Source organism: Reichenbachiella carrageenanivorans (assembly GCF_025639805.1).
GTDB classification, from domain to species: Bacteria; Bacteroidota; Bacteroidia; order Cytophagales; family Cyclobacteriaceae; genus Reichenbachiella; species Reichenbachiella carrageenanivorans.
Genome location: NZ_CP106735.1, coordinates 3,655,315 through 3,671,594, shown reverse-complemented (window position 1 = coordinate 3,671,594; position 16,280 = coordinate 3,655,315). Strand labels below are relative to the sequence as shown.

General features: G+C 39.9%; 12 protein-coding genes. 9 read left to right on the top strand and 3 right to left on the bottom strand.

The window, feature by feature from the left end; all coding sequences use genetic code 11:
* Nucleotides 1-26 precede the first annotated feature (26 nt).
* A complete protein-coding gene (locus N7E81_RS14845) occupies nt 27-602 on the top strand; it encodes a penicillin-binding protein activator LpoB (protein WP_263050382.1) in 576 nt (191 codons plus the stop codon).
* 88 nt (nt 603-690) lie between these two features.
* Complete coding sequence (locus tag N7E81_RS14840; protein WP_263050381.1) at nt 691-2,091, top strand: COG3014 family protein; 1,401 nt, start codon at nt 691-693, stop codon at nt 2,089-2,091.
* Here N7E81_RS14840 and N7E81_RS14835 read toward each other — a convergent pair.
* Nucleotides 2,088-2,441, bottom strand: coding sequence for an arsenate reductase family protein (locus tag N7E81_RS14835; RefSeq protein ID WP_263050380.1), 354 nt, complete (start codon nt 2,439-2,441; stop codon nt 2,088-2,090). The two genes, N7E81_RS14840 and N7E81_RS14835, sit on opposite strands and share 4 nt — an antisense overlap.
* Nucleotides 2,442-2,584: 143 nt before the next feature.
* On the opposite strand from N7E81_RS14835, the gene N7E81_RS14830 reads away from it, so the two are divergent.
* From N7E81_RS14830 to N7E81_RS14810, 5 genes are all read left to right on the top strand, one after another.
* Complete coding sequence (locus N7E81_RS14830) at nt 2,585-3,091, top strand: hypothetical protein (RefSeq protein ID WP_263050379.1); 507 nt, start codon at nt 2,585-2,587, stop codon at nt 3,089-3,091.
* Between the two features lie 136 nt (nt 3,092-3,227).
* On the top strand, nt 3,228-4,223 hold the full coding sequence (locus N7E81_RS14825; RefSeq protein ID WP_263050378.1) for an FKBP-type peptidyl-prolyl cis-trans isomerase: 996 nt from the start codon (nt 3,228-3,230) through the stop codon (nt 4,221-4,223).
* Nucleotides 4,224-4,242: 19 nt separating this feature from the next.
* Nucleotides 4,243-5,319, top strand: coding sequence for a hypothetical protein (locus tag N7E81_RS14820; RefSeq protein ID WP_263050377.1), 1,077 nt, complete (start codon nt 4,243-4,245; stop codon nt 5,317-5,319).
* Nucleotides 5,320-5,468: 149 nt separating this feature from the next.
* A complete protein-coding gene (gyrA, locus tag N7E81_RS14815) occupies nt 5,469-8,009 on the top strand; it encodes a DNA gyrase subunit A (protein ID WP_263050376.1) in 2,541 nt (846 codons plus the stop codon).
* 52 nt (nt 8,010-8,061) lie between these two features.
* Nucleotides 8,062-9,267 (top strand): tetratricopeptide repeat protein, encoded by a 1,206-nt coding sequence (locus N7E81_RS14810; RefSeq protein WP_263050375.1) that lies wholly within the window; start codon nt 8,062-8,064, stop codon nt 9,265-9,267.
* A gap of 138 nt (nt 9,268-9,405) precedes the next feature.
* On the opposite strand, the gene N7E81_RS14805 is transcribed toward N7E81_RS14810, so the two are convergent.
* Together N7E81_RS14805 and N7E81_RS14800 are read right to left on the bottom strand one after the other, a co-directional pair.
* Nucleotides 9,406-10,200 (bottom strand): transglutaminase family protein, encoded by a 795-nt coding sequence (locus tag N7E81_RS14805; protein ID WP_263050374.1) that lies wholly within the window; start codon nt 10,198-10,200, stop codon nt 9,406-9,408.
* Between the two features lie 10 nt (nt 10,201-10,210).
* Nucleotides 10,211-13,690 (bottom strand): transglutaminase family protein, encoded by a 3,480-nt coding sequence (locus N7E81_RS14800; protein WP_263050373.1) that lies wholly within the window; start codon nt 13,688-13,690, stop codon nt 10,211-10,213.
* 154 nt (nt 13,691-13,844) lie between these two features.
* Between N7E81_RS14800 and N7E81_RS14795 the strand changes: the two genes are divergently transcribed.
* Together N7E81_RS14795 and N7E81_RS14790 are read left to right on the top strand one after the other, a co-directional pair.
* Entirely contained in the window at nt 13,845-15,293 is a 1,449-nt protein-coding gene (locus N7E81_RS14795) for a circularly permuted type 2 ATP-grasp protein (protein ID WP_263050372.1), read from the top strand.
* Entirely contained in the window at nt 15,278-16,252 is a 975-nt protein-coding gene (locus N7E81_RS14790; protein ID WP_263050371.1) for an alpha-E domain-containing protein, read from the top strand. Before N7E81_RS14795 ends, N7E81_RS14790 begins: the two co-directional genes overlap by 16 nt.
* The last annotated feature ends 28 nt before the right edge of the window (nt 16,253-16,280 follow it).

The window sequence follows — 16,280 nt, the reverse complement described above, 5'->3', positions numbered from 1 at the left end:
TTAAAAACCATTAAAAGATAAAATTGATGAAAAGACTAACCATTATTTTGACTGCTGTTGCATTGATGACCTCATGTTCGCGTACTGTGACTAGAGTGAGCCCAGACCAGCAAATAGACCTAAGTGGCCGATGGAATGATACGGATTCTAAACTAGTAGCCGAAGAAATGATCAAAGACGTGTTGAACAGACCTTGGATCAGCGATTTTAGAAATGCAAATGACGACAGACCTGTGGTGATTGTAGGCAACATCGCCAACAAAAGCTCTGAGCATATCGAATCAGAAACTTTCATTAAAGACGTAGAAAGAGAGTTTATCAACTCAGGATTGGTGAGAGTGGTACAAAATTCTGTATTTAGAGAGAAACTAAGAGAAGAGCGCGCTCAGCAAGGCGATTTTGCTTCTATCGAGACTCAGGCTAAATGGGGAAAAGAGCTAGGCGCAGACTTTATGATGTTTGGTGTAATCACCTCTGTGACGGATTCTTACAAGAAAGAAAAAGTAGTAAACTATAAGGTAAATCTTGAGCTAGCAAGTATCGAATCAAGCGAAAAAGTTTGGATTGGAGACAAAGAAATCAAGAAGTACATCAAGAACTAAGTAAGCCAAAATCAGAAGCTGTCTTATGTGCCAAAACATAAGACAGCTTTTTCATATAATACCTGAAACACTACCCTTTACGTTGATAATGAAAAAAATTTATCAAGTGCTGCCCCTTTGCTTTTTGCTAAGCTGTGCGACTTATTACCAAATGAATCTGGTCTTCAATCAAGACTTTGAGTCTGGTCGAATGGAGGAGGCTGAAAAGGTATTGGAACAAAACAAAAAAGCGGCAAATAGTAAGGAGAAATTCCTCTACTTCCTCAATAGAGGCACTGTAGCAGCTATGCTAGGCAAACCAGAAGAAAGTAACCAGTATTTTGAAAAAGCTTTCATTTATGGAGAGGATTACCGTACCAATTACTTCAATGAGGCTGGTGCTTTTGTGATCAACCCTACAGTAATCGAATACAAAGGAGAAGATCACGAACATCTGTTATTACTATATTACAAAGCATTGAACTACCTGAAAATGGGTGATCGGGAAAGTGCCTTGGTAGAATGTAGACGACTCAATGAGCGCTTGCTCAAACTCAACGAAAAATACAAAAGCGATGCTCGGTACAAAAGAGACGCCTTTATTCATAATCTAATGGGGTTGATCTATGACGCCGATCAGGATTACAACAATGCCTTTATCGCTTACCGAAACGCCTACAACATATATAAGGAGGATTATGTCACAATGTTTGCCGTACCAGCTCCTGAACAACTCAAAAAAGATATCTTGCGAACAGCCTACTTGATCGGATTCAATGATGAATTGGATAGATTCGAAAAGGAATTTAACATGAAATACGTGCCATCCAGAAATTCAGGAGGTGATTTGGTTTTTCTATGGAACAATGGTTTGGGCCCCGTCAAAGATGAGTTTTCTATCAATTTTACGGTCGTACATGGTGAAAGCGGAATGGTTACCTTCAATAATGCTGATATGAATATGAGTTTTCCATTTTGGCTCGACTCCGATGATGAAGAGTCAAATGGAAATCTGTCCGACTTAGAGTTTTATAGAGTCACGATACCTAAATACAACGAGCGTATGCCTGTTTTTCATGAAGCCTCCCTAGTTGTCGATGACCAAACGTATAAGTTGGAAAAAGCTGAGGATATCAATAAAATAGCCTTTTACTCCTTGAACCAACGCATGGGGTTAGAATTGAGTAAGTCATTGCTTAGGCTGGCTATCAAAAAAGCCGCTGAAAAACAACTGCGAGAAGAAAGTGAAGGGTGGGGGGCAGCATTGGGTGTGTTCAATGCCATGACCGAAAAAGCCGACACACGAAACTGGCAGACGATTCCTCATACGATCTACTATACACGAGCGACACTTCCAGAAGGGACAAGCACCACTCGGCTGCACATCGGCTCAGGTTCAGAGCCCGTTCAAAATCATGAATTTAAATTTGATATGAAAAAGGGTGAAACGATCTTTCATACTTTTTTTTCGCTTGAAAGCATACCTAGGCGGCAGCAATATTCTTATTAGGTAAGTTTCGCCTGTACGGCTTCCACCACTTTTTTGGAGTTGCCAATAAAGATTTCATTATCAATCAGAAAAACAGGTCGTTTCAAAAAAGTGTATTCTTCTACGATCAGCTTTTTATAATCCTCTTCCGTCAGCGATTGAGAAGCCAAGCCCATAGATTTGTACTTCATCGCTCTACGGCTAAATAGTGATTCATAGCTTCCGCTTAATGCTTTCATTTCGTTCACCTGAGCCGTTGTCATGGGCTGAGATTTGATGTCATGCATTTCAAAATTCTCTTCAGATATGCCCAGTTCTTTGATGATTCTTTGGCAAGTGCTGCAAGTCGCTAAGTAGTATATTTTATTCATAAAGATATAAGCTTGTAATAGAAAAGCGAAGATATATACTATTCCTCTTTTGCCTGATTAATACCCGAAATACTTGACATATTGCCCAAATCGGCCTTTATTCGTGATTAGTTTAATTATTAACGATTAAAATATATTTAAAAATGAAAAGTGTGAAGTTGAAGAATAGCCTACTGGTATTTGGAATGTTGGTCGCTTGTTTGGCCATTTGCCCAAAGACGATGGCACAAGATGGGGAAGTGACTAGTGAAGAGTTAACACTGTATGCACAAGTTACTGCGAAGATTGATACACTCAAATCCAATATGAAAGCTCAAATAAGTGAAGCTGTAAAAAGCAATGAGCTGATGGATGGAGGTAGAATGTACAATGAGCTAAATAAAGCCAAAGGAGATGAAACTAAAATAGCTGAATCAGGAGCCACAGAAGAACAAATCGCTGCTTATGCACAAATTCAAAAAAGCATTGAAGCATTCAAGGCAGAGTTTAAAGAGCAATATACTGGCGTGGTAAAAGATGAAATAGGTGCAGGTACATACAATAAGGTAAAGAAAGCCTTGAAAGCTGATGCTGCAGTAAAAGCACAATACGATGAAATCGTAGCGAGTATGGCTACAGCTTCAGAAGAAGCTACAGAAGGCGAGGGATAATTCCTCCAATAGAAAATAAGAGGCATACTTAATTAGGTATGCCTTTTTTATTTCCTCTAGAGAAGTGAAAGATAATGTCAAAATTTATTTCCATTCTCGTCGTTATTTCATCAATTTGTGGAAAATAGCTAGAACCTTGATTTTTAATCTCAATCGCATTTGTATACTTATTGGCTTTTGCATAAGCCTGACTTTGGTTGGGTGCAGCGATGATGACGCAGGTTCTTCTGATCTACTCTATGCCGATCAGGAAAAAATAGAAGCCTATCTGGCTGAAAACAACCTGACTGCTACAAAAGATGATTCAGGTATTTATTACACTATAGTTACTGAAAACCCAACGGGAGATACACAAGCCAATGGGAAAATCCTCAGTATCTTCTATTCGGCCAAAGTCATGGGCGGATCAGGATATGATGCCAGAGTCAAAAACACACACGATTCTTTATTGCTCAAACAAGGAGTAAACGCCGTTTACCCAGTAGGTCTGGATCTTGGGCTAGCTAAGATGAAAGTAGGGGAAACCTTTATTTTTTATATCCCATCGACACTTGGGTATGGCGATTATTCATTCAGTAGTCTTATTCCGTCTCATGCCATTCTAGAAATTGAAGTAGAGCTGGTTGCGATTCAAAACGAATCAGATGTATTAGCCGTAGAACTCGATGCTATCAATGCTTACATCGTCTCAGAAGACCTTAATAACACTACAGCTCACCCTTTAGATCCTGTAGAATATGCTTCTTCTGATCAGATCTACTACAAAAGACAACAGGCAGGAACAGCCAATGCCACTGTAAAAAACAATGAATTAGTCAGTATTAACTATGTAGGTAGCGGTCTTGACGGCACAGAGTTTGACAGAAGGACAGGAGCTAATATATTCGAGTATACTTTCGGCTCGGGAGAGGTAATCACAGGATTAGACGCAGGCGTAGGAATGATGGAAAAAGGCGAATCCGCTTTGATTATTTTACCTTCACACAAAGCTTATGGAGAAAGTGTAGGTCTGGTGATCCCACAGGCAGACAAACAGGAATTTGTAGCGTTAGAAATAATCCCTCAATACGCGACTAAAGTCAAGCCATACCAGATTGTAACTTTCGAAGTCAATCTATTAAACAACCCTTAATCAAACGATTGTCAACTCATTGAAATATAGAATATTAATATATCTCGTCTTATGCTCTGGCGTATCACTCGCACAAGAGTATCCTATAGATCCAGATGAAATCTATCGTTCGCCCGTGCGAGCAGTTCTCAATCAGTTTTCGATCACATTTAGTACTGGTTACAACGCCACTACATACAGCCATGATCTCAGTGGCTACTATTACTTACAAACAGACACCGAGCAATTTATCACACCAGATACAGGACAGCCGCTAGGAGCTTCATTTCCAGCCTATAGAAACTGGCTAAATGACCCTACGCTGGCAGACACCATTATAGTCAATGATATATACGACGTCCCATATTCGCCATTGGCGAATCCAGTTGGTAACCCTGAATTAAATCAAGGGTTAAGCACCTACAATGCAGATTCATTAAACCTGGGGTTCAAAGGCAAGGGGTGGGGCATCCCCATCAATCTAGGTATACGATACAACTATCAAAATTTCAGAATAGGGCTAGGCATGAGCTTGGAATTTCATACGATCAAGTCGTTAAGCCCTACTGTATCTGATATGGGTATTCGCAATTATGAACCTAATTTTAAGAAAGCAGTTTACTTCAGTTACTTTTTAAACCTTGGATATAAATTTTACGATTTTTGGGATTACTCATTTGCCGCCGAGCTAGAATTAGGAAAAAATAAGATGGGTAAGAATTTTAATTCTAGTCTAATGAGTCAAGGGATGCTTGTTAATTTTGGAATTTCAATTGAGAAAAATTTATCTGAGTATTTTAGAGTTATTGTCAAGCCATCGTATGATTTTAAAAATTATAGCATAAACATTCCAGAAGGGGGAGGTTCTATCCAGCATAAAAACCCAGCTTTCAAAGTCAATGTAGGTATTAGTATCACCATTCCAGAGATTCCTCGATCACCGATGAAAAGTGATCATGTGCAGCTCAAACACCTATATACAGATCCACAAACAGGCCGTGTCAGTGAAGTGAGAGGGCAACCTATATGGAAACATCAAAATCCAAAAGTGGGTCAAAACCATCGCAAACTCTGGCGATATAAATTCAAGAATAGGAAGAAGATGAACCCCTATTGATGGAAGAAATATCCAACCCAATATTGTCTCCTACAATCCTTAAAAAATAGTTTATTTCTTTCGGTCACATTGTTGCTTCAGATGGTGAATTTTAGGTAGAAATTTCGTTAAATTGCGAACTTAATTTGCTTGTCATTATTTAAAATTTTATGGCTGAAGACAACGAAAACCTACCATTAGGCGATCAGAATATAATACCTATCAATATCGAAGATGAAATGCGTGGCGCATACATTGATTATTCAATGTCAGTTATCATTTCTAGAGCTTTACCAGATGTACGTGATGGATTGAAACCAGTACATAGAAGAGTACTGTATGGTATGCTAGATTTAGGTGTATTGCACAACAGAGCGTACAAAAAATCTGCAAGGATTGTCGGGGAAGTGTTGGGTAAGTATCACCCACACGGCGACTCATCTGTATATGACACCATGGTGCGTATGGCACAAGAGTGGTCTTTGAGATATCCTTTGGTAGACGGACAAGGTAACTTTGGGTCTGTAGATGGTGATTCACCAGCAGCGATGAGATATACCGAAGCTCGACTCAAGCGCATGGCCGAAGAATTGCTTCATGACATCAATAAAGAAACTGTTGATTTCCAGCCCAACTTTGATGACTCATTGAAAGAACCTTCCGTATTGCCAGGAAAATTCCCTAACCTATTGGTAAACGGAACATCTGGTATTGCTGTAGGTATGGCAACCAACATGGCTCCGCACAACCTTACGGAAGTGATCAACGGTACGATCGCCTATATCAACAACAACGATATTGAGATTTCAGAATTGATGCAGCACATTACTGCACCTGATTTTCCTACAGGAGCCACTATCTATGGTTACCAGGGCGTAAGACAAGGGTATGAAACTGGCCGTGGCCGTGTCGTACTCCGTGCCAAAGCAGAGTTTGAAACACTCAAATCTGGTAAAGAGCAGATTATTGTTTCTGAAATCCCTTATCAGGTGAACAAAGCCAACATGATCGAAAAGACAGCGGCTTTGATTAACGATAAAAAAATAGAAGGCATCTCAGATATTAGAGATGAATCCGATAGAGACGGTATGCGTATCGTGTATGACATCAAAAAAGATGCGATACCAAACATCGTACTCAACAACCTATACAAATACACCCAGCTACAATCATCATTTGGCATCAACAATGTGGCACTTGTCAAAGGTCGACCGCATACTTTGAATCTAAAGGAACTGATCAAATACTTTGTGGAGCACAGGCATGAAGTAGTGATTCGTAGAACGCAATATGAGCTAAACGAAGCAGAGAAAAGAGCTCATATCCTACAAGGGTATTTGATCGCACTCGACAATCTAGACGAAGTCATCAGCTTGATCAGAAATTCGAAAGACCCAGATATAGCCAAAGCTGGCTTGATGGAGAAATTTGAATTGAGTGAAATTCAGGCGAAAGCCATTTTGGAAATGAGGCTCCAAAGACTAACAGGTCTTGAAAGAGAGAAAATCCAAAAAGAATATGATGAGATCATGAAACTGATCGATCACTTAAGAGCAATTCTTGAAAGTGAAGAGATGCGAATGGATATCATCAAAGAAGAACTGACTGAGCTCAAAGACAAATATGGCGATGAGCGTCGTTCTGTCATTGAGCATGCCGCAGATGATTTCACAGCAGAAGATATGATTCCTGACGAAGAAATGGTCATTACTATTTCACACGAAGGATACATAAAAAGAACACCACTTACTGAATACAGAACACAAGGCAGAGGCGGCGTAGGATCAAGAGGTGCAACTACCAAAACAGACGATTTTACAGAGCATTTATTTGTCGCTTCCACACACAATTACTTGCTGATTTTCACTGAGTTAGGTAAAGTATTCTGGAAAAAGGTTTGGGAAATTCCTGAAGGTCAAAAAGCCACGAAAGGTAGAGCCATTCAGAACCTGATCAATATAGAAAGTGAAGACGCAATACGGGCAGTCATCAATGTGAATAACCTCACCGACGAAGACTACATCAATAACAACTTCATCGTAATGTGTACCAAGCAAGGAGTGATCAAGAAGACTTCATTGGAAGCTTACTCTAGACCACGTCAGAATGGTATCAATGCCATTACCATCCACGAAGGCGATGAATTGCTCAACGTGAATCTTACCAATGGCAATAACCATATTGTAATTGCTAAAAAATCAGGTAAAGCCATCCATTTCAACGAGCAAGACGTTCGTCCAATGGGCAGAACCGCAGCTGGTGTACGAGCAGTACGTCTAGAAGGTGCAGATGATTACGTAATCGGTATGGTATGTGTAGCAAGAGAAGAAGCCAACCTACTGGTGGTAACTGAAAAAGGCTATGGTAAGCGGTCTGATATCGAAGCTTATAGAATTACCAAGCGTGGTGGAAAAGGAGTGAAAGCCATGAACATCACAGAAAAAACTGGTGCACTCGTAGCCATCAAGGAAGTAGTAGATACAGATGATTTGATGATTATCAATAAATCTGGCATTACCATCAGATTGGCAGTAGCCGACCTGAGAGTAATGGGTAGAGCTACTCAAGGTGTACGTCTGATCAAACTAGGAGAGAAAGATGAAATCTCGTCTGTTGAGAAAATTGAAAGAATAGAAGGAGAGGAAGAACCTGAAATGGAGAATCAGGATGGTGAAACACCTTCTGCCGACGAGAATAACGAAAAAGAATAAAAATTAAACCAGAGAATAGATAGGGTCTTCGGCCCCCGTAAACATTAGAACTATGAATACAAGTAAATTGTTTGTGCTTACGCTTGCTTTACTTATGAGCGTGGCATCTTTCGCGCAGAAAGGGTCTGTGAATAAAGCAGATGCGTATCTGACCAAAAGTGATTATGCTAACGCTAAAGCAGAAATAGATGTAGCTATCACAATCGAAAAAAATGCAAGCAAGTCCAAGACTTGGTTTGTAAGAGGTAAAATTTTTCAAGCCATTTCTACTAGTACAGACGAAGCTGTTTCTAGCTTAGATACAGAGGCACTAGACAAAGCTGTAGCTGCATATAGCAAAGTAATGGAAATGGAAAGTGAAAACAATCCAAACTACTTACTCTCTAGTACAAACCTTGATGCGATGTGGGGCAACTACATCAATGCAGGCGGTACGACTTATGGAGAAGGTAATTATGAATCAGCATTAACAAGCTTTGAGCAAGCACTCAAAGTAAAGCCTACAGATTCTGTAACACTTTTGTATTCTGGTGTAGCTGCTCAGCAAGCTGGATTCACTGACAAGACTTTGGATTACTATTACCAAATGGTAGATGCAGGCATTGCAAGTGAAGACGTGTATTCTACTTTGATCTATTTAGAAAGATCTGAAAAGAAGAATGACGAAAAGGCTTTGGAGTTGGTGATGAAAGCAAGAGAACTTTTTCCTACTGTTAGCAAATTTGGACAGGAAGAAATCAGCTTGCTATTGGCCATGGACAAAGTAGACGAGGCTAAAGCCAAATTAGAATCTGCTATTGCAGAAGATCCTACAAACATCAATCTTCACTTGAACCTTGGTGTATTGTACGACAACTTAGGTAGTGCGAAGTTGAAAGATGGCGAAAAAGAAGCCGCAAGAGAAGCTTACAACCAAGCAAAAGCCTCTTACCTCAATGCCCTAGAGGTAGATCCAGACAACTATATTGCAAATTTCAACACAGGTGTGATCTACGTCAACTTGGCGAAAGAATACTATGATGAAGTACGTGATATGAGTTTGAAAAACTACGACAAATACGGCCCGGCTAAATTGGCTAAAGCAGACAAAATTCTAAAAGAAGGTCTGCCATACATGGAAAAAGCGACTGAAGTCGAACCAAATGATATAGGTGGATTGTCAGCTTTGCAGCAAATGTATACGCAATTGAAGATGTTGGACAAAGCAGAAGCTATTCTAGATAGAGTAGATGCCTTGGAAGCAGCTGGTCAAGAATAAGATATTAGCAGTTTGAAACTGCCGAACCGGATAGCTAACCTTAGTTATCCGGTTTTTTTGTGTATATGATTCAGACTTCAATATGAAAGTGCTAGTATTAATTACATATTATGCTTGCATAGCAAAGCATCCTATTTGTCAAATAAACTCATCTATTTTCTCTACTCGTACGGTTTGCACTGTTGGAAATACCGATGGACCAAATTGATTGAAGACTGCAACATCTGCGGCATCACGTCCATACCCAACTGCCACATATCCAGCACGTGCCCCTTGGTGTACGGCATCAAATGTGTACCAGCGATCCCCAACATAAGCTTCAAACCAAGCATGCAAATCCATGGGTTTCAAATCATACAAATAGCCAACCACCAACCTAGCTGGGATACTCAAACTGCGACACAAGGCGATTCCCAAATGTGCCAAATCCCGACAGACACCCGATTGTCTCTGGTTTACTTCTACAGCAGAGATAGCAAAATTGCTTTCTCCTGGCGTGTATAAAATCCGCTTGCATAGCCATTTTTCAATGCTTGCTACCTGATCATAGCCAGGTGCTTTACCATTCGTAATTTCGATGGCCATCTCATTGAATCGGTCTGATTCACAATATCTGCTTGGGAGCAAATAACTCAGTACCTGATCAGGTAAGTTTTGAACCTCTACGAATGGAGCACCAGGAGTTTGATCTAATTGATCGACTACTTTGACATCAGCAGAAGTTCGTATTGAAAACGCTCCTTCTGGTGCGATCAGTCGTTGGTATAGATTGCTATATCCATCTGTGTGCTCATATACGAGTACATGAGGGGAGATTTTATACTCTTCTTTGGCTACCCATTGTTGTGCATTGCTACGCGGGCGTAGCATAAGAATGAACGGCGTAGGTACAGCAATATAAAACGACAATTCACAACTGGTTCTTAACCACATACTTCATTATTTATGATGATTTTCTACTTCTTCTTAAATCGAACGTATATGGAAACTCTTTATCTGTTTCTGGCTTTACCATAGGCACATTTTCAATATTCGTAGAATATTGTTCATCAACGTATCTATAGCCTACATTTGACAACTGTGTTTTGGTCTCTATTTTATTTTTAGCATCACCTTGTGAATGCCCAAAATTGAAGAAGCGACTTTCTCGCCTAGACTCCGCCTCATAGGCATTGACAGGATAAGTATCGTAGTTTCTTCCACCTGGGTGAGATACATAGTAAGTACATCCTCCAATAGATTTCTTATTCCACAAATCATAAATATCGAATACCAAAGGTACGTCGACTGGTATGGTAGGATGCAGGGCTGACGGTGGCGCCCAAGCCTTGTATCGGATACCAGCCACAAATTCTTCGTTTCGCTCTGTACTTCTTACTGGCACTCTTTGCGCATTACAAAGTATAGCATACCGTTCTTCGTTGAGTCCACTTACCTTGAGTTCAATTCGCTCTACCGATGAGTCAACAAAACGAGCGGTACCTGTGCTAGACATTTCTTCACCCAATACTTGCCAAGGTTCTATGCCAGTTCTTAGAGATAGGTTAATGCCTTTTTTTTGAATTCTACCTACCAGTGGAAAACGAAACTCGAAAAATGGCTCTAGCCAATCTGGATTGAAAGAGAATCCATCACTATTGAGCTGTTCGCAAATGTCCAACATATCTTCTTTTACATAGTGATGTAGCATAAACTTATCATGCAACTCAGTGCCCCAACGAATTAGCTTTTGCTTGTATGGTTTTTCCCAAAACCAAGCAAACAAGGTACGCACAAGTAGCAGCTGCACCACGCACATGCGCTCATCTGGTGGCATCTCAAAGGCGCGCAGTTCTAGTATTCCTAAACGACCTGTTGAGCTATCTGGTGAATACAACTTGTCGATACAAAACTCCGCTCGATGCGTATTGCCCGTGATATCTACCAGTATATTTCTTAATAGCCGATCGACCAACCAAAACGGAACTTCTTCACCCTCTTCGATTTGGTTGAGCGCAATTTCTAATTCATATAGCTGATCGGGTTTCCCTTCGTCTATTCTAGGCGCTTGAGAGGTAGGGCCTATGAATGCTCCTGAAAACAAATAGGAGAGACCTGGGTGATTTTGCCAGAAGATCAAAAAGCTTTTTAGTACACCCGGCTTTCTTAATAATGGACTATCTGCGGGAGTGGTACCGCCAAGGGTAATATGGTGACCACCACCAGAACCAATGTGCCTGCCATCCAGCATAAACTTCTCTGTACCCAACCCAACTTGTTCTGCAGAACGGAACAGGATATCATAATTTCTTGTGACTTCTTTCCAGCTTTTGGCTGGATGTATATTGATCTCAATCACTCCAGGGTCTGGGGTGACTACCAATTTTTCGATACGATTGTCACGCGGTGGTTCATAGCCTTCGATCAATACCTTTAGAGACAATTTAGCTGCCGCTGCTTCTACAATGGCTAGCAACTCTAAGTATTGCTCTACATGTTTGAATGGAGGAAAAAACACATATAATGCACCATTTCGTGCTTCTACTCCCAAAGCTGTCTTGATTGTATGCGCTCTAAACTCGGGTTCGAAAGTATCTTTCTCCTCTTTTTTCTTTTTTACAACAAAGAAACCCTCATCTTTTTGACCTTCTTTGGCTTCGTTTTTTTCTTTAGGATACAACCAATCCTTGGGTATTTTCTCAAAGCTTTTAGTATCGCTTTGTTGCTGTTGTTTGATCTGATTGTGATAATCTGGAAGGTTTCCCAGTTCTTCAAACAAACTTCGCTCAACCTCTTGTTTTCGCTGTGCTGGCACCATATGTGGCAATGATTCCAATGGCAGACGTAGTCCCATAGGTGAATTGCCAGGGACTAGATATAATTGTTTTTGCCTAAACTCCCAAGCACAACTCAGCCATGAGTTTAACTCAAAATTCCACTCCAAAGGCAAAACAAAACCTACAGGGTTGTTTAAGCCATTTTTGATCACTCCAGACATGGTTTTTCTTTCCAATGAATCGGAGAGATTGACTCGTAAGGGATTGATATTGATCGGTAGTTTGTCCTCTTGCCATAGATAATAATAAACATCTTCATAGGCAGGCTGCACATTGAATAGTGGCAGTTTGAGCTGTAAAGTGATTTCTTTCATCAATCCCTCAGCCTGCTTAAATGTATACCCATAGTCTTCGTTAGGGTCACCATATACTCTAGCATCGTTTACCAGAGGCAAACCATCCTTTCTCCAATAGATACCATATTGCCACCTAGGTACAGGTTCTCCTGGATACCATTTGCCCTGACCGATGTGAATCAATGCATTTCCTTTCCCAAACGCCTGACTCAATTTGTCAGCCAATTCAAACGCCATTTTACGTTTGTCTTCACCATCTGCATTAGTATTCCATTGCTCACTCTCCATGTCCTTGATAGACACGACGGTAGGTTCGCCTCCCATGGTCAATCTTACATCGTTGCGATGCAACTTGTCTTCGACGAACTCTCCAAGTGCATGAATACGTTGCCATTCGTCGTCCGAGTATGGCTTAGTTATCCTTGGGTCTTCATGAATACGAAAAACTTGATTAGCATAAGAAAACTTAACTTCTGCAGGAGTGGTAAACCCAGTAATGGGAGAGGCGCTCGCAGGCTCTGGCGTACAGCACAGCGGAATATGTCCTTCGCCAGCAAATAATCCTGAGGTAGAATCCAATCCAATCCACCCAGCACCCGGAATATACACTTCACACCATGCATGCAAATCTGTAAAGTCTTCTTCTGGGCCTGATGCTCCATCTACGCTCTTTTTGTCTGGCTTGAGCTGGACTAAATAGCCAGAAACAAAGCGAGTAGCCAAACCTAGATGACGCAACGCCTGAACCAGCACCCAAGCAGAATCTCTGCATGACCCTAAGGCCTTAGTCAAAGTTTCATCTGGTGATTGAATCCCTGTCTCCAAACGTATAGTATAGGCAATCTGTTGGTAAAGTTTTTGGTTGACAGATACCAAGAAATCAACTGTATTCAAACCATAAAAGCTCTTGATTTCTTCTACCCACTGTTCTAATTGTGGTCCAGTCTCTGATACTTCTAGGTAGGGCGCAAGTTCCTTTTTAAGGTCCGTATGATATGAAAACGGAAATTTATCTGCGCTTTCCTCCATGAAGAAATCAAATGGGTTGATCACTTTCATTTCAATAATTACTTCTACATCTACTCGAAATTCTTTGATCTGATCTGGAAAAACTATACGAGCCAAATAGTTGCCAAATGGATCTTGTTGCCAATTGATAAAATGATTCTCAGGGTAGATTTTTATCGAATACCCTACAACTGGAGTACGAGTATGAGGGGCCGGACGAAGGCGAATCACTTGCGGTGACATAGTGACCAACCTATCATAAGTATATCCTGTACTATGTTTAATTGCTGCATGTATGGCCATATGGTTGTTTATTTTGCACTATATAGATATACTATTGTACTTTACGCTAATAATTTAAGTATAAATACGTATTTTACTACGTAATATTTGCGTGAATTTATGTTATTATTAGCTTTAGCAAAAGGTAATCGTACTTAATTATTAAAAGAGGGGAATGGGTATTTTTGATTTATATAAAGTTCCAGAAAATTGTCTGGATGAAGTATTCGAGAATAAGGATAATAACGTAAAAGATCCGTATGAAAAAATAACGGCTGTTTTTGATTCTTTAACTATAGACCAATTTGAAAATCTAAATGAATTGATCAAATTGTCATTTTTCAATCAGGGGATTACCTATCAAGTTTATTCTGAAAAAAATACGAAAGAACATATCTTTCCATTCGATCCTTTTCCAAGGATTATTAAAAAAGGCGAATGGTCTTCCATCGAGCAAGGTGCTATTCAGCGTTCAAAAGCTTTAAATTTATTCTTGAAGGATATTTATACAGAGCAAAAGATTCTGAAGGATAAAATCATTCCGAAAGAAATGATTCTAAGCTCGCCGCATTATTGCAAAGAAATGCTTGGGTTTGTCCCAAAAGGGGGAGCTTATTGCCATATTAATGGCACAGATCTAATCAAACATAACGATGGCAACAACTATGTCCTTGAAGACAATCTGCGTTCTCCTTCTGGTGTGAGTTATGTTTTGGGCAATCGAGATGCGTTGAAGAAAACGATGAGTGATATTTTTCAGCGATATCCTATTGTACCTGTTTGGGATTATCCTATTGCTCTTCTGGACATGCTAAAATCCGTTGCCCCCCAGGATTTTGAAGATACCATCTGTGTGGTTTTGACTCCTGGCATGTATAATTCTGCTTTCTATGAACACATGTTTTTGGCGCAGCAAATGGGAATAGAATTAGTAGAGGGTAGAGACTTATTTGTAGAAGACAATTATGTTTTTATGAAAACCACCAAAGGGCCAGTGAAGGTAGATGTAGTATACCGTCGTATCGATGATGAATATTTGGATCCTGAAGTCTTCAACAAAGAAAGTGTACTCGGAGTAAAAGGCATTATGCGTGCATATATCGCTGGCAATGTTTCTATTGTAAATGCTCCCGGAACAGGTGTGGCAGATGACAAAGCTATTTATCATTATGTACCTGATATTATCAAATACTATTTGGGAGAAGCACCCATATTGAACAATGTGCATACTTACATCTGTGAAAATCCAACAGATCTAAAATATGTATTAGAAAATTTAGACAAGCTGGTGATAAAGCCAGTCGATCAAAGTGGTGGGTACGGCATTTGTGTTGGCAATACCATGAGCCAGGCCGAACTAGCAGATTTGGCAAATAAAATAAAAAATGCACCAAGACAATTCATTGCCCAACCGATCATGAACCTATCGATGCACGCCACTTACATAGAAAGCGATAAAGCATTTGGACCCAGACATATTGACCTGAGAACTTACACACTGATAGGAGATGACTATGAGTATGTATTGAAGGGAGGACTATCTAGAGTAGCTTTAAAAAAAGGAAGTTTAATTGTTAATTCATCACAAGGAGGAGGATCGAAAGACACATGGGTTATAGAATAAAAACCATATTAGCACGGCATGCTAGTTCATTTTATTGGCTAGGTAGGTATCAGGAAAGAGCAGAATTTTTGGCCCGTTATTTACAGGTCAAATATTTTTCCACGATGGATTCGAATATGATAGAGTATAGAGATCTCACCATGCGATCTATATCCTACATGGCAACGGGAATACCACCCCAAGAAGAAGGGTTAAAAGAAACCGATATTATATGGAATGTAGCGATCAACCCGCAGTCGACCACTTCTATTTTGTACTATCTAAAAGAAGTAAGAGAAAATACAAAAGGCGTTCGCAATTTAATCTCTAACGAACTCTGGGAGAGTGTCAATAAAAATTTTCATTTTGCTAATAATTTCAATTCGGATTATCTCAAGTCCAGAGGGCTGTATGAATTCACACATGGGGTTCAAGAAAATTCGGACTCATTTCATGCCAAATTAGATAGCACTTTACTGCATGATAATGTCTGGGCTTTTGTTAAAATGGGTATTTATTTAGAGCGCATTTATCAGACTACTAGAGGCTTGATGAATACATTTATTGACATACGAGCACTTCGTGGAGAGCATGAAAATCTAACTGTCGAAAATCATCAATGGCTCATGATGCTCAATGCCATGGAAGCGACAGACATGACCAGAAAATTATTCAAGACTAGTGTGCAACAAAGCAACAGCTGTCAGTTTCTCATATTCAATCTGGAATTTCCTAGATCCATAGCCCACGGCTTTAGCAAGATCAATGAGCTGCTATGTAAAATTAATGATACGCAGGATTTCAACCATTTGGCTAAGGACTCTTTGCAATTCAAGAGTGCTAAAATAGCGTCACAAATGCGTTATTCGGACTATTGTGAAATTGAAAATGGAGTAGAGAAATATTTGGAGTACATTATGTCTCAGGTTTTCATTTTCAATGATCTCATTCACAAAGAATTTTTTGACTACAAAAAGTAAAAATCGCGAGCATAGTCGATAAACTTGC

What these genes read in the sequence shown, in the direction of transcription:
- N7E81_RS14845 (WP_263050382.1), top strand. Translation starts at nt 27, where the DNA reads ATGAAAAGACTAACCATTATTTTGACTGCTGTTGCATTGATGACCTCA.
- N7E81_RS14840 (WP_263050381.1), top strand. Translation starts at nt 691, where the DNA reads ATGAAAAAAATTTATCAAGTGCTGCCCCTTTGCTTTTTGCTAAGCTGT.
- N7E81_RS14835 (WP_263050380.1), bottom strand. Translation starts at nt 2,441, where the DNA reads ATGAATAAAATATACTACTTAGCGACTTGCAGCACTTGCCAAAGAATC.
- N7E81_RS14830 (WP_263050379.1), top strand. Translation starts at nt 2,585, where the DNA reads ATGAAAAGTGTGAAGTTGAAGAATAGCCTACTGGTATTTGGAATGTTG.
- gyrA (WP_263050376.1), top strand. Translation starts at nt 5,469, where the DNA reads ATGGCTGAAGACAACGAAAACCTACCATTAGGCGATCAGAATATAATA.
- N7E81_RS14810 (WP_263050375.1), top strand. Translation starts at nt 8,062, where the DNA reads ATGAATACAAGTAAATTGTTTGTGCTTACGCTTGCTTTACTTATGAGC.
- N7E81_RS14805 (WP_263050374.1), bottom strand. Translation starts at nt 10,200, where the DNA reads ATGTGGTTAAGAACCAGTTGTGAATTGTCGTTTTATATTGCTGTACCT.
- N7E81_RS14800 (WP_263050373.1), bottom strand. Translation starts at nt 13,690, where the DNA reads ATGGCCATACATGCAGCAATTAAACATAGTACAGGATATACTTATGAT.
- N7E81_RS14795 (WP_263050372.1), top strand. Translation starts at nt 13,845, where the DNA reads ATGGGTATTTTTGATTTATATAAAGTTCCAGAAAATTGTCTGGATGAA.
- N7E81_RS14790 (WP_263050371.1), top strand. Translation starts at nt 15,278, where the DNA reads ATGGGTTATAGAATAAAAACCATATTAGCACGGCATGCTAGTTCATTT.